The organism is Klebsiella sp. RC2 (assembly GCF_014192815.1).
GTDB classification, from domain to species: Bacteria; Pseudomonadota; Gammaproteobacteria; order Enterobacterales; family Enterobacteriaceae; genus Klebsiella; species Klebsiella variicola.
Map to the genome: position 1 here is coordinate 762,919 of NZ_JACHYL010000003.1, position 21,574 is coordinate 784,492.

A 21,574-nucleotide genomic window follows, 5' to 3' on the forward strand; every position below is an offset into this window, starting at 1 on the left:
TAACCATTAGCCTGCGAAGCATACTGTGCGCATCGACACGCTAAGGAGAACATCATGACCGCACCGATTCAGGATCTGCGCGACGCCATCGCGCTGCTGCAACAGCATGACAATCAGTACCTCGAAACCGATCATCCGGTTGACCCTAATGCCGAGCTGGCCGGCGTCTATCGCCACATCGGCGCGGGCGGCACCGTGAAGCGCCCCACGCGCATCGGCCCGGCGATGATGTTTAACAATATTAAGGGCTATCCGCATTCGCGCATTCTGGTGGGCATGCACGCCAGCCGCCAGCGGGCCGCACTGCTGCTGGGCTGCGAAGCCTCACAGCTGGCGCTGGAGGTAGGCAAAGCGGTGAAAAAACCGGTCGCGCCGGTGGTCGTTCCGGCCAGCAGCGCCCCCTGTCAGGAACAGGTCTTTCTGGCCGACGATCCGGATTTTGATTTGCGCACCCTGCTCCCGGCGCCCACCAACACCCCGATCGACGCCGGTCCCTTCTTCTGCCTGGGCCTGGCGCTGGCCAGCGATCCCGACGACGCCTCGCTCACCGACGTCACCATCCACCGCTTGTGCGTCCAGGGCCGGGATGAGCTGTCGATGTTTCTCGCCGCTGGCCGCCATATCGAAGTGTTTCGCCAGAAAGCCGAGGCCGCCGGCAAACCGCTGCCGATAACCATCAATATGGGACTCGATCCGGCTATCTATATCGGCGCCTGCTTTGAAGCGCCAACCACACCGTTTGGCTATAACGAACTGGGCGTCGCCGGTGCGCTGCGTCAGCGTCCGGTAGAGCTGGTACAGGGCGTCAGCGTCCCGGAGAAAGCCATCGCTCGCGCCGAGATCGTTATCGAAGGGGAACTGCTGCCGGGGGTACGCGTCAGAGAAGATCAGCACACCAACAGCGGCCATGCGATGCCGGAATTTCCTGGTTACTGCGGCGGCGCCAATCCGTCGCTGCCGGTCATTAAAGTCAAAGCGGTGACCATGCGAAACAATGCGATTCTGCAGACGCTGGTAGGGCCGGGCGAAGAGCATACCACCCTCGCCGGGCTGCCAACGGAAGCCAGTATCTGGAATGCTGTCGAGGCTGCTATCCCGGGCTTTTTACAAAATGTCTACGCCCACACCGCGGGCGGCGGTAAATTCCTCGGGATCCTGCAGGTGAAAAAACGCCAGCCCGCCGACGAAGGGCGTCAGGGGCAGGCCGCGTTGCTGGCGCTGGCGACCTATTCCGAGCTGAAAAATATCATTCTGGTCGATGAAGATGTGGATATCTTTGACAGCGACGATATCCTGTGGGCGATGACCACCCGTATGCAGGGGGATGTCAGCATCACGACAATCCCCGGCATCCGTGGTCACCAGCTGGATCCTTCCCAGACCCCGGCATACAGCCCGTCGATCCGCGGAGAGGGTATCAGTTGCAAGACAATCTTCGATTGCACGGTGCCGTGGGCGCTGAAATCACACTTCGAGCGCGCACCGTTTGCCGATGTCGATCCGCGTCCGTTTGCGCCAGAGTATTTTGCCCGGCTGGAAAAAAACCACGGTCAGTAAAATCAGGTGGTATCCGCCGGAGCACGGCGGCATCTTCCGGGCCAGCATCACCTGCAGCGGGTGGCTGACGCAGGGTTAGTTGATCGCGGCGGAGAGGTCTTTTTTCACCTGCTCACGCTGCTCGGGGGTCAACACCTGGCTCACGTCGAAGTAGTATTTCACACGATAATACCGCACCTGCTGGTCCAGCTGGCCAAAGGCGGCCAGCTGCTGTTTGACCTTAGCGTCATCCCATTTCCCGGAGTGAATAACGTCTGCCAGGGCACCATCCTGATAGCCGCTGATTTTAATCTGGCTTACATTGTTTTCGAATCCCTGACGCAGCGCCTGGATTTTGGCGACCTGCTCTTCACTCAGCTTCAGGTGCTGGACGACCGGATCCTGCGAGACAGACGGTATATCGGCGGAGGTCGACGCCTGGCTGGCTGCCGTAAAGCAGGTGGTCAGCGCAATGGCGAGCAGGGTGTTACGCAAGCGAGTATTCACAGTGAATGATCCTTCAGAAAAGAAAATGAGAGGCGATTATCACTGCGCTAATAAAGACTATCTGTAACAAAGAGTTAATTTAAAACTGGATAAAAAAAGGATGGTAAGAAACAGAAATCAGATCCCGGGTCAGCAGCACAGAAAGATATATTCATCCTTCCAGTAACGGCCCTGTCCAATGATATCCCCGGCGGCGCTGATTAACTGTTTTTGCTTTTCGGTTTCAATCCCCTCAACGATCACATGGCTGGTCAGGGTATGAATAGATTGCAACAGCCCGGGAAAAGCGGGGTCGTTTTCTTTATCCCAGAAGTAATCTTTATCCACTTTGACGCAATCGAAGCGGAAGCGCTCCAGCAGCGGGAAGGACGTCCGTCCGCGGCCAAAATCATCCAGCCAGACCGGGCAAAGCGCCGCCAGCGTGCTCAGCGCCGTCAGCTCACGTCCGGCGATAAACTCGTGAAAGTTCTCATTTATTTCCAGAGCAATGTGTTTACAGGAGCGCAGGAAATCACAGAGATAGCGATCCGTCAGAATAAAGTGGCTTAATAAATCATCAATATTCAGCGATATCGGTTTATTATCGACCCGGGCGAAATCAAATACAGAAAGTAACTCGATTTGCCGAATAAATAGAGCAAGCTTATCGCGTTCGGTAAGCGTGGAGAAAGAAAACGTCGACGCAGAGGTGGTATTTTGTGCGGGTACTATAATATCTTTAGTAAGCAACTCCCACGAGTGGTAGCTGCCGTCATCGCTAATAGCGGGCTCCAGAACGAAGCGATAAGAGGTATTTTTCACGTTTTCTTCAACCATTTAAAAAATACCAAAAATAAGAAAGGGTTAAAGCATGTCATATATTTTCCGCCAACAAAAATAGTTTAAAGTGATCGATAATAATCATTCGATAGTTAAAAACTATCAAGATATAATTTATTGATCGGTAAATTGAATTAATATAAATTAGCCACTGCTGTAACTCCCTCTGAAAAGTCAATTAAAATATTGTTTCAAACCAGCCAGTTACCAGAGTATTCTGCGTAAAGCCTGGTCGTCTCACGCTTTGTGCTGCCAGGTAAAAAAAGAGAGGGGTAATAAAAATGAAAAATACAAGCCGCCAGTTTTAGTCATATCATTATGCCGAATATGAATAACGCTGCGTCCTGAGGCGCCGCTTCGCCTGGCATGCCATGAGTCCTCAACAAAAAAGTGTGACTCAGTCGACAAAACGTCATATTTTCCCGCTATCCTGCAGCGAAGAAGAGTGAAGTGGATGACAGGCAGTGAAAAAAATAAACGTGATTCCGCTGGGGCTGATGCTATTCATGCTCATCGCCAGCGCATGGCTGGGCCCTGCGCCGCGGCACACCGGCAGCATGCAGTGCGTTTGGTTTGACGGGGCAATGGTGAGCTGCCTGCCGAAGCAACGACTGGGCGAAGGCTCGCCGCATCATTTACTGGTCAGACGATAAACCGGTACTCGCCGGGTGGTGTTGAACAGATTATCGCTGGCTTCCACCTCTTCGGTGACAATTTCCATGCCGGACCGGCGCAATTGCGCAATGTCCGCCGCCACCCGCTGACTGCCGAACCAGAACAGCGCATCAAGCGCGGTAACCGGCAAGCCGGCAAGTAACGCATGGCGAAGCCGCTCCCGGGCCGGCTTTATCTCGCGGGCAATCTGCTGGTACGGGGCTGCCGTCGGTCCCTGCGGATCGACGCGACGGATACGGTTTGACAGGTGGTAATGGAAGGACTCCGGAATCGGCTGTAAATCCTGCTTCAGACTGTAGACACAACCGTAACGTTTGCCGTTGAAAACGGCGGCTTTACGATTGAGCTGCAGCTGATCGCGCACGTCGGCGATCAGCTGCGGCGCCCGCACCAGCAGCAGGCGAAAAGGCAATTCGAAGCTGGTGACATAGTCGACATTCAATAGCGCAATGCGCAGACGCTCCTCAGCCCCGGCCTGCTGCTGACGACACTCCAGATAGACCTCACGCCACTGCGCTCTGAGCCGTGGCGACTCACCGGCTTCGGTAAACTGGTATTTTTCAATATCGTAATCAATTCTCCCGGCCACCGCGCATTCCTTTCTGAATCAGTCCGGCGTCATAATAACATCCTCTGGCGCAGTACCCTATGCCGAGCGTCCTCGCGCATCCCCTTCCCGGTTATTTACGATACAGATAACGGGTGATGACCACATCGAGGAGATACAGCAGGAAAATAACGCTGCTTAACCACAATAAACCTGCGAATAAATCAAGTAATTGCATCGTTGCTCCCTCACTGTTAGCCATCGCCGAATGACGCCTCTCACCATAAAGTAGTTAAGTTCTGCCTTAACAGCCACCAAATAAATTTATTTAGTCAAAAGAAAGCCCGGCGCCATTGTACGTTCATTTTACTGTCATCAATTTGTCATCATAAAATGTCTATCATCAACCCGCGCCGCAGGGTTGTCCCGCGCCTCATAGCATCCTGGGGAAACGCGCGGCCACAGGTTTAACAACATGGAATAATATCGCCCCACCGTATCCTTAATGACATTGCATCATCTTATATCAGGCGCCACTGTCATCCTGCTGAATAATCCGGAAAACGCTTTAAACAATAAACGCCCTGCTGATTGGTTTACCATGGAGAAATAAGATGCCCAGCGAAAAAGCCCGCAGCCTTGACCATTTCTATGAATTACTGGCGACAGGACAACACCCGAAAATTGAACTCGATTTTGATGTCGCCGCGGACGATTTTTTTAAAATCGCCACCGAGTTTGGCGATATTGGCGCGAGGATCACCCGGGTTAACGAACGATTTATTATTAAGATCAAGCCGCCGAAAGCGTAAGCACCCCCTGCCGCCTTGTTGGGTGCCACGCCAGCCGTCGCGGCCCGACAAGGTTTTCTTAACGAGCCGCGGTCTGACGCTCGGCAAAATAGTGCGCCGGTGTCGTCCCCATCGTTTTTTTGAACATGGTAATAAAGGCATTTACCGATTCATACCCCAGCTTAGCCGCCACGTTTTGTACCGAAACGCCGCTGGCCAGCTCCTGCAGGGCAATAATCAAATGCAGCTGCTGGCGCCAGCGCCCGAAGGTCAGGCCGGTCTCCCGCAGCATCACCCGGGCCAGCGAGCGCTCACTCAGCGCCAGACGCTTCGCCCACACCGACAGGGTGCTGCGATCGTCAGGATGGCTGACCAGCCGGTCGGCCATCGCCCGAATTTTGGGATGTGCTGAGACGGGCAGATTCAGGCGCTGCGCCGGCATGGTCGCCAGTTCGTCAAGGGTCACTCGGGTGAGTCTCCCGGCATGGCTATCCGCCACATAATCCGCCCCCTCACGAGTGAGTCGCTCCACCAGCTCGTGGATCAGGGGAGAGAGCGCCAAAGTGCAGCAGCTGCCAGGCAGCGCGGCAGCGCCGGGTTCAATAAACAGATAATTGAGGCGCGCGTTCCAGGTGGCGGACACACTGTGCGGAATACCGCCCGGGATCCATACCGCGCAGCGAGGCGGCACAATCCACAGGTTATTTTCCGCCCGACAACTCACTGCACCATACAGCACAATAATCAACTGCCCTTTGCGATGGGTATGCACCGGCACTTCCGCTTCATATTCGACAAAATCAAGATGACAGGCGATGGCCGGGCAGGACGCGGCGTCCGGATCGTACAGCGTATTGGCAAAAGGTGATGGCATACGATTGGCCAGATTCAGGTATTTTTTGACAGAATAGAGTATTTCGCCGCAAGCGCAAGTCAGCCATAATCCGCGGCATGAACATTAACCGCTTTCGCCAGGCCTCCTGGCTGCGTGCCGCAGGCGCCGTCGCGCGCCCTTTCATGCCGCAATCGACGTCAACCGTCCTGCGCAGTGATGCCCAGGCAATACTCTTTTCCGCAAAGAGTTTCGCCGCGGCGATGCTGGCGTACTATCTTGCGCTATCCATCGGTCTGCAAAGGCCTTCGTGGGCCATCATCACTGTCTATATCGTGTCGCAGACCTCGGTGGGCGCATCGCTAAGCCGCAGCGTCTATCGCCTGGTCGGGACCCTCGTCGGCGCGGCGGCCACCGTCTTCATCGTGCCCACCTTCGTTAACCAGCCGATCCTGTGTAGTGCCATGCTGGCCCTGTGGATCGCGGGTTGCCTGTGTCTGTCGCTGCTTGAGCGCACGCCGCGCGGATACGCTTTTTTGCTGGCGGGCTACACCGCGAGCCTGATTGGTTTCCCCGCCGTCTCCGTGCCCGGGACCATCTTTGACCTCGCGGTCATTCGGGTGGAAGAGATCGCCATCGGTATCTTGTGCGCCGGATTGATTCACCGCTTCGTGCTGCCGGTGCGCATCGCCGGGCGGTTTAACAGCACGCTGGCACAGACGCTGGCAACCGCCCGGCAACGGATCGCCGATACGCTGGCCGGTAAGCCGGTGGCGGCGGAAACCCTGCGGCTGGCGCTGAGCCTGCAGTTTTTGCAGGGCATCAACCACCATCTTCCCTGGGATGACGGTCTCTCTGTTCCCCACCGCGAGGTCAGAAAAGCGATCCACGACCGGCTGGCACGACTGTTGATCGTCAATGGCGAATTGTATGACCGTTTACAGAGGTGCGGGCAGCCACCTGACGACCTGCAGACGCTGCTAACGGAGGCAGAGGTCTGGCTGAGAGGTCCGGAAGCCCACAGAACGGCGCTCTCCGCCGACGGACTACTCTCCCGCTGCGAGCAGCTCATCAACCGGTGCGCCCCTGCGCAGACGCTGAACGAGGCGCTGCGCGTTAGCCTGGTGCGCCACCTGGCGGAAACCATCCGTCTCCTGCAGCAGAGCGAACGGCTGGCGAAGGCGATTTATCACCGCCGATCGCCAACCCTGCCCCCTGACGCCCACGCGGCAAAGGGCTATGTTTTCCATCGCGATCCGCTCAGCGCCCTGCGGACCGCCTTCGGCGCCTTCGTCATCATCCTCAGCGGCTGCCTGATCTGGATAGGCTCTGCCTGGCCCGATGGCGGCACTGCGGTCTCGATCCTCGGGGTCTGCTGTAGCCTGTTCGCCAGCTTCGATGCGCCGGCGGCGCAGCTGGTGAAATACCTGATCGGCTGCGTGTGGGGCGTGCTGTTCAGCCTGCTGTATAGCTTCGCCCTGCTGCCGCAGGTGAGCGAATTTGTCCTGCTGGCGGCGATGCTCGCCCCGGTCTATCTGCTGGCCGGTTCGCTGCAGGCGCGGCCGCCGACCACCTTTATGGCGATGGGCATCACCCTGACGCTGCCGATATTGTGCGAACTGGGCCCCAGTTATCAGGGGGATTTCGCGACGGCGATGAATACCTCTATCGCGCTGTTTGTCGCCATCGGCTATGCCGCGTTTGGTATGCGCCTGCTGCAAACCGTGCAGGCCGATGCCGCTGTCCATCGTCTGCTGACGCTGTGCCGTCGCGATATCCGCCGCGCCGCGCCGGGCCGACTGGCGCAGAATGCCCACCGCTGGACCAATCTTATGATCGACCGGACCGCTTTACTGCTGCCGCGGCTACCGCAGAGCGGGCCTGCCGCAGGTCAGCTACTGGACAAGATGCTGCACGATATTCGTACCGGCCTGGCGGTGATCCACCTGCGCCGTATCTATCAGCCGGTGGATCGAGAAGCGGCTACCGCTGTGCAGACGCTGCTTGACGCCCTTAGACAGGAGCCGGACATAGAGGCCCTCGCGCAGCCTGTTGACGCGCTGTTAGCCCACGGTTTACCGGCTGATGCCGCCTCACATGAGCGCGCGGAAGCGCTCATTTCCCTGTATTGCGCCTTACACCGGCCTGAGGAGAGCCAAAACCATGCGTGATCTCGCGATGGGCGGGGTATTTTTCCCCGGCCTGCTGGTTGTCGGCCTTGTCGCCCTGCTCGCGACGCTGCTGCTGCAACCGCTTATTTTCTCCGTCCGGGGCCTGGGCCGCTTGCCCTGCCGCCCGCTGTGGGGGCTTTCCCTCTATATCGCACTCTTTTTCCTGCTCCTGCAGGAGGTTAACACGCTGGGGTTTGCCGTATGACAGTCTATCTCACTCTTCTGGGCCGCTACGCCCTGACCTTAGGCGCCGTTGCCGCCGCCGCGCTACTGGCTTTCATTCTCTGGAAACAGGAGGCGCAAACGCCCTGGACCCGCGATGGTCGGGTACGGGCCGACGTGGTGCAGATCGCTCCCGATGTCTCGGGACCGGTGGCCAGCGTGGCGGTAAAAGACAACCAGTGGGTCAATCGGGGAGATGTGCTCTATTCCATCGATCCGCGCTGGCTGAAGCTGGCGGTCAGTAGCGCCCAGGCGGAGGTGGAAGCCCGACGCCAGGAGATGGCGATGCGCCAGGATGCCGCCAGACGACGGGCGCAGATCCAGGGCGTCATCTCCAGCGAAGATCTGAAACAGACCAACAGCGCGGCCAGCGTCGCGGCCGCTAACTACCAGGGCGCGCTGGCGGCACTGGCGCTGGCGCAACTGAATTTAGCGCATGCCACCGTGCGGACGCCGGTGGCCGGGTACGTCACCCATCTGCGGCTACGCCCGGGCGACTATGCCACCGCCGGAGTGACGAAAGTGGCCATTATCGATGGCCAGCGTTTCTGGGTGGTGGGGTATTTTGAAGAGACCCGTCTGCGCCACATCCACGTTGGCGATACCGCACATATCACGCTGATGGGGTATGATCCGGTCATTACCGGCCATGTCGAGAGTATCGGACACGGGATCGGCGATACCAATGATGAGACCGGCGCCCTGGGCCTGCCGGAGGTCGAGCCGACCTTCAGCTGGGTGCGGCTGGCGCAGCGTGTACCAGTGCGCATCCATATCGATACCCTGCCCGAGGGGGTGGAACGGGTCGCCGGCTTGTCCGCGACTGTCTCGGTCATTCCCGCGCGGTTGGCGCGACGCGCCGGCAAATCCTCACCTGCCGGCGCGAATCAGGCTCAGTGATAGCCCTCGCTGCCGGAGACTTTGCCGCGAAAGACGTAATAGCTCCAGGCGGTATACATCAGGATCACCGGGATAATGAGCAGCGCCCCCGGCAGCATAAACACCTGGCTGGAGGGCGGCGCGGCGGCATCCCACAGGGAGATATTCGGTGGGATAATGTTCGGCCAGACGCTGATCCCCAACCCGCTGAAGCCGAGGAAAATCAGGCCCAGCGTCAGGATAAATGGGCGGGCGTGGCTGGCGGGGCGCGCGCTCAGGCGCCAGATCCACAGGCTCAGCGCCAACACCAGGATAGGTACCGGCAGGAACCAGAAGAAATTGGGCAGCGTGAACCAACGCTCCGCCACGTAGCGCCAGCCCAACGGCGTCCAGACGCTGACCACCGCGATCACCACCATCAGCGCCAGTAGCACCTTGCGGGTCAGCTCGCGCATCCGCTGCTGCAGCGCGCCTTCGCTTTTCATGATCAACCACGTGGTGCCGAGCAGCAGATAGGCCACCACCAGCCCCAGGCCGCAGAACAGGTTAAAGGGGGTAAGCCAGTCCAGCGTCGAACCGGCGAAGCGGCGGTCAGCCACCGCAAAGCCGTTGATAAACGCGCCGACGACAATCCCCTGGCTGAAAGTCGCCAGCAGCGAGCCGCCGGCGAAGGCATAATCCCAAAAGGTACGATGCGAGGGAACCGCTTTAAAACGAAATTCAAACGCCACGCCGCGAAAAATCAGACCGATGAGCATCGCCGTCAGCGGGATGACCAGCGCATCGGTGATCACCGCATAGGCCAGCGGAAAGGCGCCGAACAGCCCTGCCCCGCCGAGTACCAGCCAGGTTTCATTTCCATCCCAGACGGGCGCCACGCTGTTGACCATCACATCGCGCTCTTCGCCATCATGCACCACGCTGAACAGCATCCCAATACCTAAATCGAAACCATCCATCACGATATACATCAGCGTGGCGAAGACGATGATGACAAACCAAATCACCGAGATATCGATGCTCATGATGCGTTCTCCTCATCACGCACCGGCTCTGCCGCCGAGAGCGGACGCGCCGGGGTGCCTGCGGTTTGCGAGGTCAGCTCCGTCACCGGTTGCGGCCCTTTTTTAATCAGCCGGAAAATATAGTAATACCCCACGCCAAATACCGCGCAGTAGACCACGATAAACACCAGCAGACTGATGGCCATCTGCAGCGTGCTGTGCAACGACACCGCATCCCGGGTGCGCAGCAAGCCGTAGATCACCCACGGCTGGCGGCCCATCTCGGTAGTCACCCACCCGGCGACCAGGGCAATAAGGCCGGCAGGCCCCATGCAGAGCGCAAACCACTGAAAGGGACGCGAGTGATACAGTCGCCGCCGATAGCGCAGCCAGGCGCTGCAGATCCCTAAGGCGATCATCAATACGCCCATCCCAACCATGATGCGAAACGACCAGAAAACGGCGGGCGAATAGGGTCGGTCCTCTTTCGGGAAGTCTTTCAGCGCCGGCACCTGCTTATGCAGACTGTGAGTGAGGATCAGGCTGCCGAGAGCGGGGATCTCGAGGCCATAGCGGGTGCGCTCCTGTTCCATATCCGGCAGGCCAAACAGCAGCAGCGGCGTGGCCTCGCCGGGTCGGTTTTCCCAGTGCCCCTCGATGGCGGCGATCTTCGCTGGCTGATGCTCAAGGGTATTAAGACCATGCATATCCCCCACCACCGCCTGGATTGGCGCTACCAGCAGCGCCATCCACATCGCCATCGACAGCATTTTGCGGATGGCCGGCGAGTCGTTGCCGCGCAGAAGATGCCACGCGGCAGAGGCCCCGACGAACATGGCGCTGCTGAGAAACGCGGCTATCGCCATATGAAACAAACGATACGGGAACGAGGGGTTAAAGATAATCGCCAGCCAGTCCTGCGGAATGAGATGGCCATTTTCGATGGTAAAACCCTGCGGTGTCTGCATCCAGCTGTTGGAGGCGAGGATCCAGAAAGTGGAGACCAGGGTGCCAAGCGCCACCATGCAGGTAGTAAAAAAATGCAGCGCCGGCGGCACTTTATTCCAGCCAAATAGCATTACCCCGAGGAATCCCGCTTCGAGGAAAAAGGCGGTCAGCACTTCGTACAGCAGCAGCGGACCGGTAATGCTGCCAGCAAACTGGGAAAATCCGCTCCAGTTGGTGCCGAACTGATAGGACATGACTAATCCGGAGACCACGCCCATCCCAAAATTGACGGCGAAAATTTTCAGCCAGAAATTGTAGAGTGAGCGCCAGACGTTATCCCGGGTTCGCAGCCACATCCCCTCAAGCACCACAAGGTAGCTGGCGAGGCCGATGGTGATGGCCGGAAAGAGGATATGGAAGGAAACGGTAAAGGCGAATTGCAATCGGGCCAGATGAAACGCGTCGAATTCAAACATATTCCACACCCATCATTGTGAATCGCCCCGGCCGCAGCCGGGGCTCATGCGAACATCACTTAGCCGATGAGGAAGTGTTTTGCTTACCGGCGCCGAGTTCGGCGCCGGTCAAAGGATCGCCCTGCGGGTCAGACTGCGTTCGCTTCAGCATCGCTTTGCACAGCGCTTCCTGCTCTGGCGTCAGGCCGACAGTAGCGCTGCCATCTCCGCCATCCACGGCCGGCTGCGGATCCTTGACATAATCGAAGTGTTTGTCACTGTTCCAGCTGCCGCGTACTTCTCCACCTTCAGACATATTGTAGTAGGTGTTAGCGTACTCGCTAATGGGCGGCAGTTTGCCCGGTGGATAGTTGTTGCGAATCGACTGCAGCGCCTTCTCAAAAGAGAGCTGATGCGCCGCTTCGCGGGTCATCAGGAACGCCAGCGCGTCTTTCACTCCGGGATCGTCGGTCACGTTGATCAGGCGTTCATAGACGATCTTCGCCCTCGCCTCCGCGGCGACATTCGACCGCAGGTCGGCGGTGGGTTCACCGATAGTATCAATATAGGCCGCCGTCCACGGCACGCCCGCCGAGTTGGTCAGCGGGGGACCGCCGCCGTACAGCAGCGAGGTAATATGGCTGTCATTACCGTTGGCGGTGAGCGAACGATAGAGTTCCGCCTCGCTCTCGGTGCCCTCCGCCAGGGCTCCTTTGGCGCCTTTATTCAGCATGCCGACCAGGGTGCCAATGATCTCCAGATGGCTCAGCTCCTCTGTCGCGATATCCATTAGCATATCTTTGCGGCCAGGATCGTCATCGCTTAATCCCTGGGTGAAATAACGACACGCGGCGGCCAGCTCGCCCTGAGGGCCGCCAAACTGTTCGAGCAGTAAATTCGCGAGCCCCGGATTGGGTTCAGCAACGCGCACGGTATACTGCAGTTGTTTCACATGACGAAACATAGGCCTGCCTCCTGGGTTATTTTTTCGCTTCTACGCCGTCAGCATCTGAACGCAGGAGAAACTGCTCCGTGGTCTGAGGAATATGTTTGATCAGCCAGTCGGCCATTTCCCGCTCTTCCGCCAGGATAGCCTCAATAGCCGGGATGGAGGCGGTGTCGCCCGCTTTTTCAGCCGCCGCCAGCAGAGAGGTGTAGCAGGCAATCTCAAATTGCTCGAAGACGTACCCGCTGATCGAGCCTTTGACGATTTCATCGGAAGGAAACATTCCGCCGATGGACTGGCCGAGAGCCGCCATTTTACTCATCGAATCTTTAATCACCGAGCGCGAAATGTCGTTGCGGTCGAGGATCTCTTCCAGCACGGTAATTTGCCGTTTGGTCTCATTAATATGCTGTTCAATTCTGGCACGGAGATCCGGATAATTATCGATACGGCCAGCCATCGATTCCAGCATGGATTCTGCCTGCTTTTCCATGGCATGCGCATCGCGTAGCCAGTCATGATAATGTTCAACGTGATTCATGGTCATTTCCTCGTGTCAGGGAGCGTTTATTTTTCCGCTTTTTTATTAATGTTACCTACCGCCAAATCGGTTAATTTAACGTCGGTTTGCTTTTCTTCTTCCAGCGTTTCGGCCAGCAATTTGACCGCTTTTTTATAGCCCAGCTGTTCTGCCAGGGTGACCAGGGTGCCGTAACTGGCAATTTCGTAATGCTCGACCTTTTGCGCAGCGGCAATTAGCGCAGCATCTCGTACCTCATTTTTTTCCGTGCTCTCAACGACTTCATTGGCCTCTTCGATTAATCCTTCCATGGCCACGCATTTCATGCGTTTGATTTTCAGGCCGGATTCCTGCTCAATAATTTGGTCAATACGTTCAATCTGGCCCTGGGTTTCTTCGAGATGAGCATTGAACGCCGCGCTGAGTTTTTCACTGGACGCCGCTCTGGCCAGTTTAGCCAGCCCGCGGGTTAATTGTTTCTCTGCGCTGTAGGTATCTGAGAGCAGGTGGATAAATACATCTTCAATGCTTTTCATATTCATAGAAATACCTTCTGGAGTCAGAAAATAACTGCGAGTCTATACAGACTCGCAGGAGATACTTTCACTTCAGGGTGCAAGGAAAAGGATAATCAGGAATTATCGGACTTGCGGCCACCGCCGTGGCTGTTTTGTCCGCCTTTTTTACCCGCTTCGGACGCACGCTGCGGATCATTTTTAAAGTTCCCGCCGCTGTGCTGACCACCTTTACGACCTGCTTCAGAAGCTTTTTCACGGTCTTCAGCAAAATTACCGGAACCACCACGATGCTCTGCCATATTTCACCTCATGTATATCGGTTATGTCAGTACGATACGAAAATATTCCGTATCACTCGTCGTTCGATATTTAACTCTAGCGGGTAATGCTGGTTAGTCAAATTATTATTCCGTTTTCCCGACGTCTTTCAGTAGTAATTCGGAATAATTCTACAACACACATTAAAAATAACCAGACGGCACATCACCGCTAACTTACTGTGTGCAGGGGAATAATACCTGCAGCCCTCGTATTATCGATACAATCGGAGTACTCCTGTTGAGGTATATAACGAAGCGGCGCGGCGAGGCTTCGTCGGCATGAAATTCAGAACTTTTCTAAATATAACTAATAAAAAAAAGCCGCTGGGGGAGCGGCTATCAAATAAAAAAATAGAGCGAATATCATGCCTGATTAAGGCTAGCCTTCTTCATCCGAATATGCAAATAACCCAACAAATCAAACGTGAAATAAGCGAAACGTAAAACACACCCAACAACTGAAATATCACGCAGTTCCATTACTTGTACTCTGCGCTTTATTTTTACGGTGGTTTATCGGTGGCCATCGCGTCAGGTCAATATGCCTTTGCGCCTGATGCGGTCAGCCGTTCTCTCCAGGAGAATATGCAATGAAAGCACTCACTTATCATGGTCCCCATCATGTCAGCGTCGACACCATGCCCGACCCGGCCCTTGAAGCGCCGGACGATATTATACTGCGCGTCACCGCGACGGCGATTTGCGGTTCCGATCTCCATCTTTACCGCGGAAAGATCCCCGGCACGCACCACGGCGATATTTTCGGCCATGAATTTATGGGGGAAGTGGTGGAAGCGGGTTCCGAGGTCACCGCGGTCCGCAAAGGCGACCGGGTGGTTATCCCGTTTGTGATCGCCTGCGGAGACTGCTTCTTTTGTCGCCTGCAGCAGTATGCCGCCTGCGAAAGCACCAATAGCGGCCAGGGGGCGACACTCAACCGAAAAGGCATTTCGCCACCGGCGGCCCTGTTTGGCTATAGCGATTTGTACGGCGGCATCCCGGGCGGCCAGGCAGAATATGTACGGGTCCCCAAAGCCAATACCGGTCCATTTAAAGTGCCTGACACCTTACCCGATGAAAAGGTGCTGTTTCTGTCAGATATTCTGCCCACCGCCTGGCAGGCTGTAAAAAACGCCGAGGTCAAACCCGGCAGCAGCGTGGCTATTTTTGGCGCCGGCCCGGTAGGGCTGCTGTGCGCCTCCTGCGCCAGGCTCAATGGCGCAGAGCAGATATTTATCATCGATCATAACGATTACCGACTCGATTTCGCGCAGCAACGCTATGGCGCGATCCCGATAAACTTCGACACCCATGACGACCCGGCGCAGTGGATTATCGATAACACGCCGGGACATCGCGGCGTCGACGCGGTGATTGACGCCGTGGGCTTCGAGGCGAAAGGCAGCCTCACGGAAACCGTCCTCAGCAACCTGAAAATCGAGGGCAGCAGCGGAAAAGCCCTGCGCCAGTGCATCGCCGCCGTGCGCCGCGGCGGTATCGTCAGCGTGCCCGGGGTTTACGCCGGTTTCATTCATGGGTTTATGTTTGGTGATGCCTTTGATAAGGGGCTGACCTTCAGGATGGGGCAAACCCACGTCCATGCCTGGCTGCCGGACCTGCTGGCGCTAATTGAGCAAGGGCTGCTCACCCCGGAGGAGATCGTCACTCACCATATGCCGCTGGAGGAGGCCGCGCGCGGCTATCAGATCTTTGAGAAACGCGAAGAGGCATGCCGCAAAGTCATCCTTGTGCCGGGGATGCAGCCCGGGAAGGCAACGCTTTGAGGCGGAAGTTAATCCGCCCTTCTCGGCAGCCAGTCCGGGCCGTGATATAAAAACAGCATGCGTTGACCCGCCGTCGCTGATACAGCCGTTAACCACAGGAGAAGTTAATGCTCGAGTTACGCCCGAATTGCGAATGCTGTGATAAAGATCTGCCGCCAGACTCACCCGAGGCGTTTATCTGCTCGTTCGAGTGTACTTTTTGCCGGGACTGCATGACGGCGCGGCTGCACGGTCGTTGCCCAAACTGTGGCGGCGAACTGGTGCGGCGCCCTGTGCGTCCCGAAGAGGCGCTGCGGCGGCACCCCGCCTCCACCCTGCGCCGCCATGCACAGTAAAACCGGATGAACTGGCGTGGCAAACGGGAGCCATCGAGCTCCCTTTCTTCACCCTTATTTCTCTGCAGAAAAGTGCCACTCTGCGGCGGTCGATAGCGTCACAAATGGCCCGGCAAGCGTGATATTGTGATGGCCGATAATGTCAGGCGCTGACAACCGTTCGTTATCCATGGTTGAGTGCGCATCCGAGATCAGCACCGTCCGCCATCCCAGCGCCGATGCCGCACGGCAGGTCGTGTCCACGCAGAATTCGGTTTTCATCCCGGCAATAACCAGCTGTTTTACGCCGGCCTGAGCGAGCCGATGCGCAAGGTCAGTGTGCTGGAAACAGGAGGGGTACCTTTTAATAAAGACGATATCCCGCTCGCCGTTAACACCCATCTCAGGCAGCAGTTGGGTTAATGGACTTTGTGCTGAGAACGGAGAATCGTCCGGCCCGGTATGGCGGGCAAAGAAGACGGGCACCTCAGCCTGTCTCGCTTTTTCAATCAGCAGGCAAACGTTCGCCAGAAGCGCATCGGCCTGATACGGAGAAACCGGGCCATGGAAAAGCCCCTGCTGCATATCGATAATTAAAAGGGCATGCTCAGATGAAATCATGATGGGTCTCCATTCAGTGTGTCACGAACGGAGAGGTCTCTCCCCGTCCACATTGGCGGGGAGTGAGGATCTGTTTGTCAGGAGCCGGTCACAGATACGCCCACACCACCGCAGGTTACGGTCGTGGTGGTGGTAACGGTGGTGGTAGGCTGAACTGACGTAATCATTATCTGACCTTCACTGATTCCTTACCGATAAAACATAAGCACGATTAAAACGGCTCTTTTCTTATAGCATTGAGCAGATACGGATGGCAATTTATGCGCGAACAACGCAGCCGCCAGCACATAAATCTCCCCCTCCACAGAGAAAAGGCAAATCTATGCAACATGCTTATACCAGCCATATCACATGGACCGGCAATCAGGGCACGGGTACTTCGGGTTACAAGGCTTATGCCCGGACCTGGGATATCGCGGTAAAGGGAAAAGAACCCATTCATTGTTCAAATGATCCATTACTGGGCGGCGACCCCGGCAAAATGAACCCGGAAGATCTCCTGCTCTCTTCTCTTTCAGCCTGTCACATGCTGTGGTACTTACATCTGGCCTCCGATACCGGCATTACGGTCATGGAATATCAGGACTCGCCGGTGGCAATGGGTGAAGTATTAAAAGGGGGCGCGGGTCGCTTTATTTCTGCCACCCTCAGGCCGAAAATCACCGTACTACCAGGTACCGATCTCGACGCCGCCACGGCCATTCATCAGCAGATCCATCACGTCTGTTTTATCGCCCGTTCGGTCAATTTCCCGGTCAGTTACCAGCCTGAATTTATTATTTTTAACGCAGAGTAACGCGTTTCTGGGACGGTAATTCGGTGCGCAGGCGCGGTGCCGCTCGGACAGATCAGATGGCACCGGACCGCAACAGCCACGTGGTGCCATCCATCGGTCTGTCAGCGCCCGGGTTAATCAGGAAGCGTGCGAGGCCTTGCCGGTGGATGCCGCTAAGGCTGACAAAACCTGGGTATGGGCATAGCGTAATACTGATTTTATCTCGTCGGCAGAGATATCTGCCAGGCCAAACCCACGGAGCAAAAAAGCGCCTTCCACGGCAAGAAGCGCGTGGCGCACGGCAACGTACTCCCCGCTCACCGAACGAAGCGGATCGAGGAGTGATCGGTAAAGACTTCGGACTGGCTCCAGCATGCCGGGAGCATGAACGAGCGCGGTGATAAGAAACGCCGCCATTTGGGTGGATACGTCCTCTTCTGCCAAAGCCTCTTCGATATGCGCGAGTACGAGTTCGATCGGTCCCACCGGAGCGGCAGGAAGACGCTGCCGGACTGCCTCCTGAAAACGGGCCACTTCACGCTCCAGGACAGCGTGGATCAGACCGTCCTTGGAAGAAAAGGTATACACCAGGCCACCTTTACTGATACCGGCACGCTCGGCGACAGCATCCAGGGTGAATAATCGGCCACCCGACTCAAGAATCAGGCTTTCCGCGGCATCCAACACCTTTTCTTTATCGATCTCTTTTTTACGCGTCACAACTTCCCCTTGGCTTTTTCGACTGATCAGTCGCATAATATTTTCGACTGGCCAGTCAGATTAGCACTGCGACCCGGTAGCAACAAGATTGCTACTGCATTTTTCCACTACAACATATTTATAAGGCAATGAAATGGAAGAATTTGTACCATCTGCAGCCATCGCACATTTTGTTATGAAGGTGAAAGACATTGAGTCGAGTTATGCCTTTTACCAGGGGCTCGGACTACGCGGTATCGACAAATTTCCGGAAATGGCAATCATTGAGCTTCGCGGCGGCACCCATCTCCTGTTAGCCGCGAAAGACGATCCCATGGCGGGTGCGCTTCACGCCAGCCGCGTTGGCCAGCGTCCTGATTTTATTAGCGAAAAGATTGATCTGATGATCGCCGGACACACCAGAGCCGATCTCGAAAAATATCGTGCCGAATTAATGGCTAACGGCTACTCCCCTGCGGATATTGCCGAAGCACCGCTGTATGGGCATGATTACTTCTCAATGCTGGATCCTGATGGCCATGGCGTGAGCGTCTATACCAGCCACTGTGGCGATAAGCCAGTGTGAGATAACGTCGGGCGGTGATGGCCCTCCTGTCCTGCTTCCCGCCTGTCGCCATCGTCCGCCCTGCCGTAGCTTACTGCAGCCTGACGCTCGTTAACCGTGCGTCAGAGGCCGGTCTGATAATGAAAAAGGCCTATCGGATAGTGGTACCCACTGCCACGACCACTTTTTTGCCCTAACAGGGATACTTCGCTGCAGACCGAAGCATTCTGCTCTGGCCGTCAGTAGACTGCGGGGAAATTCACCACGGAGCAGACTGATGATTGCAGTACTTTTTGAGGCCGACGCCTTACCTGAAGCACAGGAAAGATATTTACAGCTTGCGGCCGGGCTGACGCCTTTGCTTTCAGACACGCCGGGGTTTATTGCCATTGAGCGCTTTCAGAGCCTGAGTACGCCCGGCAAAATCCTCTCGCTATCCTGGTGGGAAGATGAAGCATCGGTGGCCAACTGGCAGCAAAATGAGCGGCATCTGGCTGCCCAGCGCGAAGGCAAAGCATCGATTTTTTCATACTACAGAATACGCGTCGCCCGCGTGTTCCGGGATTACGCATCGGATCGGGGAGCACAGTCAGATGTATGACATTCACGTGATTCTCAGCAACACGCCGGGCTCGCTTGGCGCAATGGGTATGGCGCTGGGTAACAACGGCGTGGGGCTCGAAGGCGGTGGCGTATTCACCACGCCTGATGCCGGACATGCGCATTTTCTGGTGGAAGACGGTGAGAAAGCCCGCAGGGTACTGACCGAGGCCGGTTTTGCCGTCAGCAGCGTATGCCGACCTCTGATCAGAAAGTTACCTCAGGAACGACCTGGGGAACTGGGAGACATCGCAGACACCCTGGCCCGCAATGGCATTAATATTCTGGTACAGTACAGCGACCACCGTAACCGGCTCATTCTCATTACCGATGATGACACCCGGGCAGCGGAAGTGACCAAAAAATGGGCCATACTCTCTGAATGAATCTCCTGAAAACGCAGCAAGACAGTGAGCCAGAGGAGGCGCTGGAAACCGCTATGGCGATGGTGGCCTCCGCCCTCTCTGACCCCTCAAGGGTCAGTATTCTGTGCGCGCTGATGGATGGGCGCGCATGGACAGCAACCGAACTCAGTACGGTTGCCGAGGTGTCTGCCTCCACCACCAGCGGGCATCTTGCCCGACTGCTCAGCAACGGGCTGGTGGTGTGTCTCGCGCAGGGGCGTCACCGCTATTACCGCCTGGCGGGCGCGCATATCGCCGCGCTGCTGGAAAACCTGATGGGCGTCTCTATGCAGGCGCATAAGACGCTTCTCCCCAGCACGCCGGTTAATCTTCGTTACGCACGCACCTGCTACGACCATCTGGCTGGCGAGCTGGCGGTGAATATTTATGAGTTTATGCTGCGGGAAAAATGGCTGGCGGCTGATGGACTGGCCCTGACATCAGCCGGTAAAGCCCAGCTTGAACGCCTTGGCGCAGTACTGAACACCCGCCCACGACGTAAGCCTTGCTGCCCCTGTCTTGACTGGAGCGAAAGACGTTTTCATCTGGGAGGTGACGCCGGTTCGTCGCTGATGGCACTGTTTGAGCAGAAAGGATGGATAACCCGCACGCCGGGATATCGGGAAGTGCAAGTGACGGATAGCGGCAGAGCGGCGCTGTCCCGGCTGTTTAATCTGAAGGTGAGCGGATAGCCAAAGCCATTCTCGCTCCTTAGCAGAAAACGAATAATATCCCTGGCGTTTGCTCTGCCATCATGCCTGCAAAATCAATCATGCAATATCACTTAACGCGTTATAGCGCAGGCAAACTACAGCAGCTTGTTATAGACGTAAAATTGAGTATCCCGTACAAAGCCATTACGCTCATACAGCGCTTGTGCTCGGGTATTATCTGTCGCGGTACTAAGCATAATAAATGCCGAATCGCTCTCCTTCGCCAGTTGCTCCGCCCGGGAGATTAACGTCTGTGCGACACCGAGCTTGCGAGCGGATTCATCAACAAACAGATCATAAAGTAACCAGATACGCTTCATCTCGAGAGAGCAAAACAAAGGATAGAGTTGCGTAAAGCCTACCGCTTTTCCATCAACCTCGGCGTAAAAAATCACGGATTCATTAAGCTGCAGGCGCTTGAGAATAAAATCTCTGGCTTGCGATGCGTTTTCTTCGACCTCGTAGAAACGACGATAACCGAGATACAGAGAAGGAGGGTATCCACATCATGTGGTTGGGCTTGATAAATTTTCATACAAAAACCTCATAACAATTACGCGATTAATTGTATTACAAATAATCCCGATTGTCTGTCCCTTTAGGGGACGAAAGATTTGACTGTTGGATTTACAGGCATCATAAATTCATTAAAGAAAATAAACTATCTCGCATAAAGTCATGCGTAGCCAAACATAATATTTATGGGGGCATTTGAACTCTTTTATTTAGTTTAAAATAAGATTTTAAAATCAATTTATAATGTAAAACACACCACTTTTGCGTGTTTTTTTATTTTTACGGCAGTATTAGAGAGGATCCCGCATTTCGCTTAAAGTGGCCCATTGAACTCACAGCCAAAAAGGTACCATGATCATCAAGGATGGGGTGAACAAAAGTGGTTTATGAGGTTTTTCGGGAGGGCGTTTTGATAGCCGTTCAAAAACTAATAACAAAAACGGGAACCACAAGGTTCCCGTTTTGACATAATCTGGGGGCCAGATTACATATTCGCGATAATCGCGTCACCAAACTCACTACATTTCAGCGGTTTAGCGCCTTCCATCAGACGTTCAAAGTCATAGGTCACGGTCTTAGCGGCGATTAGGAAGCACACCATTTGAACGCAGAGACGAAGCCGAAGGTTTTTTGATTGTGACCTCTGCAGCTGATCAAGGACTCGTAGACATTCACGACCGCCGGCCACTGGTTTTGTCACCGGAGGCAGCACGCGAATGGATGCGCCACGATATAGGAGGGAAGGAAGCAGAAATGATAGCAGCCGACGGAGCAGTGCCCGCCGACAAGTTTATCTGGCACGCCGTGACGCGGGCCGTGGGTAATGTCAAGAATCAGGGGCCTGAATTGATTGAGACTATCAAAAGCCTATAGCTTTGATGACGTCCGAAATG

General features: G+C 55.8%; 25 protein-coding genes and 3 pseudogenes. 14 read left to right on the forward strand and 14 right to left on the reverse strand.

The features are described from left to right. The first annotated feature begins 54 nt into the window (after positions 1-54). Entirely contained in the window at positions 55-1,557 is a 1,503-nt protein-coding gene (locus tag FHW76_RS13255) for a UbiD family decarboxylase (protein ID WP_012542133.1), read from the forward strand. Positions 1,558-1,632: 75 nt separating this feature from the next. Here FHW76_RS13255 and FHW76_RS13260 read toward each other — a convergent pair whose 3' ends face one another. Both FHW76_RS13260 and FHW76_RS13265 read right to left on the reverse strand, forming a co-directional pair. Further along, complete coding sequence (locus FHW76_RS13260) at positions 1,633-2,043, reverse strand: Spy/CpxP family protein refolding chaperone (protein WP_012542134.1); 411 nt, start codon at positions 2,041-2,043, stop codon at positions 1,633-1,635. A 129-nt stretch (positions 2,044-2,172) separates the two neighbouring features. Further along, positions 2,173-2,859, reverse strand: coding sequence for an EAL domain-containing protein (locus FHW76_RS13265; RefSeq protein ID WP_080928812.1), 687 nt, complete (start codon positions 2,857-2,859; stop codon positions 2,173-2,175). Between the two features lie 467 nt (positions 2,860-3,326). Between FHW76_RS13265 and FHW76_RS13270 the strand changes: the two genes are divergently transcribed. After that, on the forward strand, positions 3,327-3,515 hold the full coding sequence (locus FHW76_RS13270; RefSeq protein ID WP_032691162.1) for a hypothetical protein: 189 nt from the start codon (positions 3,327-3,329) through the stop codon (positions 3,513-3,515). Here FHW76_RS13270 and FHW76_RS13275 read toward each other — a convergent pair. After that, positions 3,494-4,126 carry a helix-turn-helix domain-containing protein gene (locus tag FHW76_RS13275; RefSeq protein ID WP_012542137.1) on the reverse strand — a complete coding sequence of 211 codons (633 nt, stop codon included), beginning with the start codon at positions 4,124-4,126 and terminating at the stop codon, positions 3,494-3,496. The two genes, FHW76_RS13270 and FHW76_RS13275, sit on opposite strands and share 22 nt — an antisense overlap. Positions 4,127-4,698: 572 nt before the next feature. Between FHW76_RS13275 and FHW76_RS13280 the strand changes: the two genes are divergently transcribed. Continuing rightward, positions 4,699-4,896, forward strand: a complete 198-nt coding sequence (locus tag FHW76_RS13280; protein WP_004140506.1) for a hypothetical protein — start codon at positions 4,699-4,701, stop codon at positions 4,894-4,896. 58 nt (positions 4,897-4,954) lie between these two features. Here FHW76_RS13280 and FHW76_RS13285 read toward each other — a convergent pair whose 3' ends face one another. After that, complete coding sequence (locus tag FHW76_RS13285) at positions 4,955-5,749, reverse strand: helix-turn-helix domain-containing protein (protein WP_049138997.1); 795 nt, start codon at positions 5,747-5,749, stop codon at positions 4,955-4,957. 77 nt (positions 5,750-5,826) lie between these two features. Between FHW76_RS13285 and FHW76_RS13290 the strand changes: the two genes are divergently transcribed. The 3 genes from FHW76_RS13290 to FHW76_RS13300 are packed head-to-tail and all read left to right on the forward strand — an operon-like array spanning position 5,827 to position 9,000. Beyond that, the gene (locus FHW76_RS13290; RefSeq protein WP_155011867.1) at positions 5,827-7,878 is read left to right on the forward strand and encodes an FUSC family protein; all 2,052 of its coding nucleotides are present in this window, start codon (positions 5,827-5,829) and stop codon (positions 7,876-7,878) included. Continuing rightward, positions 7,871-8,083 carry a DUF1656 domain-containing protein gene (locus tag FHW76_RS13295; protein WP_012968537.1) on the forward strand — a complete coding sequence of 71 codons (213 nt, stop codon included), beginning with the start codon at positions 7,871-7,873 and terminating at the stop codon, positions 8,081-8,083. Before FHW76_RS13290 ends, FHW76_RS13295 begins: the two co-directional genes overlap by 8 nt. After that, a complete protein-coding gene (locus FHW76_RS13300) occupies positions 8,080-9,000 on the forward strand; it encodes an HlyD family secretion protein (protein WP_022066226.1) in 921 nt (306 codons plus the stop codon). Before FHW76_RS13295 ends, FHW76_RS13300 begins: the two co-directional genes overlap by 4 nt. Here FHW76_RS13300 and cydB read toward each other — a convergent pair. The 6 genes from cydB to FHW76_RS13330 form a co-directional block, all read right to left on the reverse strand. Beyond that, a complete protein-coding gene (cydB, locus tag FHW76_RS13305; protein WP_008807703.1) occupies positions 8,994-10,004 on the reverse strand; it encodes a cytochrome d ubiquinol oxidase subunit II in 1,011 nt (336 codons plus the stop codon). The two genes, FHW76_RS13300 and cydB, sit on opposite strands and share 7 nt — an antisense overlap. Beyond that, positions 10,001-11,407 carry a cytochrome ubiquinol oxidase subunit I gene (locus tag FHW76_RS13310; RefSeq protein WP_012542145.1) on the reverse strand — a complete coding sequence of 469 codons (1,407 nt, stop codon included), beginning with the start codon at positions 11,405-11,407 and terminating at the stop codon, positions 10,001-10,003. The genes cydB and FHW76_RS13310 overlap by 4 nt, the downstream gene beginning before the upstream one ends. A 55-nt stretch (positions 11,408-11,462) precedes the next feature. Next, positions 11,463-12,350 carry a manganese catalase family protein gene (locus FHW76_RS13315; protein ID WP_012542146.1) on the reverse strand — a complete coding sequence of 296 codons (888 nt, stop codon included), beginning with the start codon at positions 12,348-12,350 and terminating at the stop codon, positions 11,463-11,465. Positions 12,351-12,366: 16 nt separating this feature from the next. Then, positions 12,367-12,873 (reverse strand): ferritin-like domain-containing protein, encoded by a 507-nt coding sequence (locus FHW76_RS13320; protein ID WP_008807706.1) that lies wholly within the window; start codon positions 12,871-12,873, stop codon positions 12,367-12,369. 26 nt (positions 12,874-12,899) lie between these two features. Beyond that, positions 12,900-13,394: a ferritin-like domain-containing protein gene (locus FHW76_RS13325; RefSeq protein WP_008807707.1), complete on the reverse strand. Its 495-nt coding sequence runs from the start codon at positions 13,392-13,394 to the stop codon at positions 12,900-12,902. Between the two features lie 89 nt (positions 13,395-13,483). Beyond that, a complete protein-coding gene (locus FHW76_RS13330) occupies positions 13,484-13,669 on the reverse strand; it encodes a general stress protein (RefSeq protein WP_004150795.1) in 186 nt (61 codons plus the stop codon). 611 nt (positions 13,670-14,280) lie between these two features. Between FHW76_RS13330 and FHW76_RS13335 the strand changes: the two genes are divergently transcribed. Both FHW76_RS13335 and FHW76_RS13340 read left to right on the forward strand, forming a co-directional pair. Further along, positions 14,281-15,474 carry a zinc-dependent alcohol dehydrogenase gene (locus tag FHW76_RS13335; RefSeq protein WP_008807708.1) on the forward strand — a complete coding sequence of 398 codons (1,194 nt, stop codon included), beginning with the start codon at positions 14,281-14,283 and terminating at the stop codon, positions 15,472-15,474. A 107-nt stretch (positions 15,475-15,581) separates the two neighbouring features. After that, positions 15,582-15,809: a DUF1272 domain-containing protein gene (locus tag FHW76_RS13340; protein ID WP_012542149.1), complete on the forward strand. Its 228-nt coding sequence runs from the start codon at positions 15,582-15,584 to the stop codon at positions 15,807-15,809. Between the two features lie 54 nt (positions 15,810-15,863). Here the strand turns inward: FHW76_RS13340 and FHW76_RS13345 are convergent, their stop codons facing one another. Continuing rightward, positions 15,864-16,409 (reverse strand): cysteine hydrolase family protein, encoded by a 546-nt coding sequence (locus FHW76_RS13345; protein WP_012968540.1) that lies wholly within the window; start codon positions 16,407-16,409, stop codon positions 15,864-15,866. Between the two features lie 322 nt (positions 16,410-16,731). Here FHW76_RS13345 and FHW76_RS13350 point away from each other — a divergent pair, with 322 nt between their 5' ends. Continuing rightward, positions 16,732-17,205, forward strand: coding sequence for an OsmC family protein (locus FHW76_RS13350; RefSeq protein WP_012968541.1), 474 nt, complete (start codon positions 16,732-16,734; stop codon positions 17,203-17,205). A gap of 117 nt (positions 17,206-17,322) precedes the next feature. Here the strand turns inward: FHW76_RS13350 and FHW76_RS13355 are convergent, their stop codons facing one another. Next, positions 17,323-17,940, reverse strand: coding sequence for a TetR/AcrR family transcriptional regulator (locus tag FHW76_RS13355; protein WP_197735273.1), 618 nt, complete (start codon positions 17,938-17,940; stop codon positions 17,323-17,325). A gap of 97 nt (positions 17,941-18,037) precedes the next feature. Between FHW76_RS13355 and FHW76_RS13360 the strand changes: the two genes are divergently transcribed. From FHW76_RS13360 to FHW76_RS13375, 4 genes are all read left to right on the forward strand, one after another. Beyond that, positions 18,038-18,469, forward strand: a complete 432-nt coding sequence (locus FHW76_RS13360; protein ID WP_012968543.1) for a VOC family protein — start codon at positions 18,038-18,040, stop codon at positions 18,467-18,469. 256 nt (positions 18,470-18,725) lie between these two features. Beyond that, positions 18,726-19,049 (forward strand): antibiotic biosynthesis monooxygenase, encoded by a 324-nt coding sequence (locus tag FHW76_RS13365; protein WP_008807712.1) that lies wholly within the window; start codon positions 18,726-18,728, stop codon positions 19,047-19,049. Beyond that, positions 19,042-19,434: an amino acid-binding protein gene (locus tag FHW76_RS13370; RefSeq protein ID WP_012542152.1), complete on the forward strand. Its 393-nt coding sequence runs from the start codon at positions 19,042-19,044 to the stop codon at positions 19,432-19,434. The genes FHW76_RS13365 and FHW76_RS13370 overlap by 8 nt, the downstream gene beginning before the upstream one ends. After that, entirely contained in the window at positions 19,431-20,144 is a 714-nt protein-coding gene (locus tag FHW76_RS13375) for a helix-turn-helix transcriptional regulator (protein WP_012968544.1), read from the forward strand. The genes FHW76_RS13370 and FHW76_RS13375 overlap by 4 nt, the downstream gene beginning before the upstream one ends. 116 nt (positions 20,145-20,260) lie before the next feature. Here the strand turns inward: FHW76_RS13375 and FHW76_RS13380 are convergent. Together FHW76_RS13380 and FHW76_RS26680 are read right to left on the reverse strand one after the other, a co-directional pair. Beyond that, positions 20,261-20,700 (reverse strand): annotated as a pseudogene (locus FHW76_RS13380) (GNAT family N-acetyltransferase). A 465-nt stretch (positions 20,701-21,165) separates the two neighbouring features. Continuing rightward, positions 21,166-21,267: pseudogene (locus tag FHW76_RS26680) on the reverse strand (hypothetical protein); the annotation flags it as partial. Here FHW76_RS26680 and FHW76_RS13385 point away from each other — a divergent pair. Further along, a pseudogene (locus FHW76_RS13385) lies at positions 21,267-21,554 on the forward strand (SOS response-associated peptidase family protein); the annotation flags it as partial. The pseudogenes FHW76_RS26680 and FHW76_RS13385 sit on opposite strands and share 1 nt — an antisense overlap. Positions 21,555-21,574 lie beyond the last annotated feature (20 nt).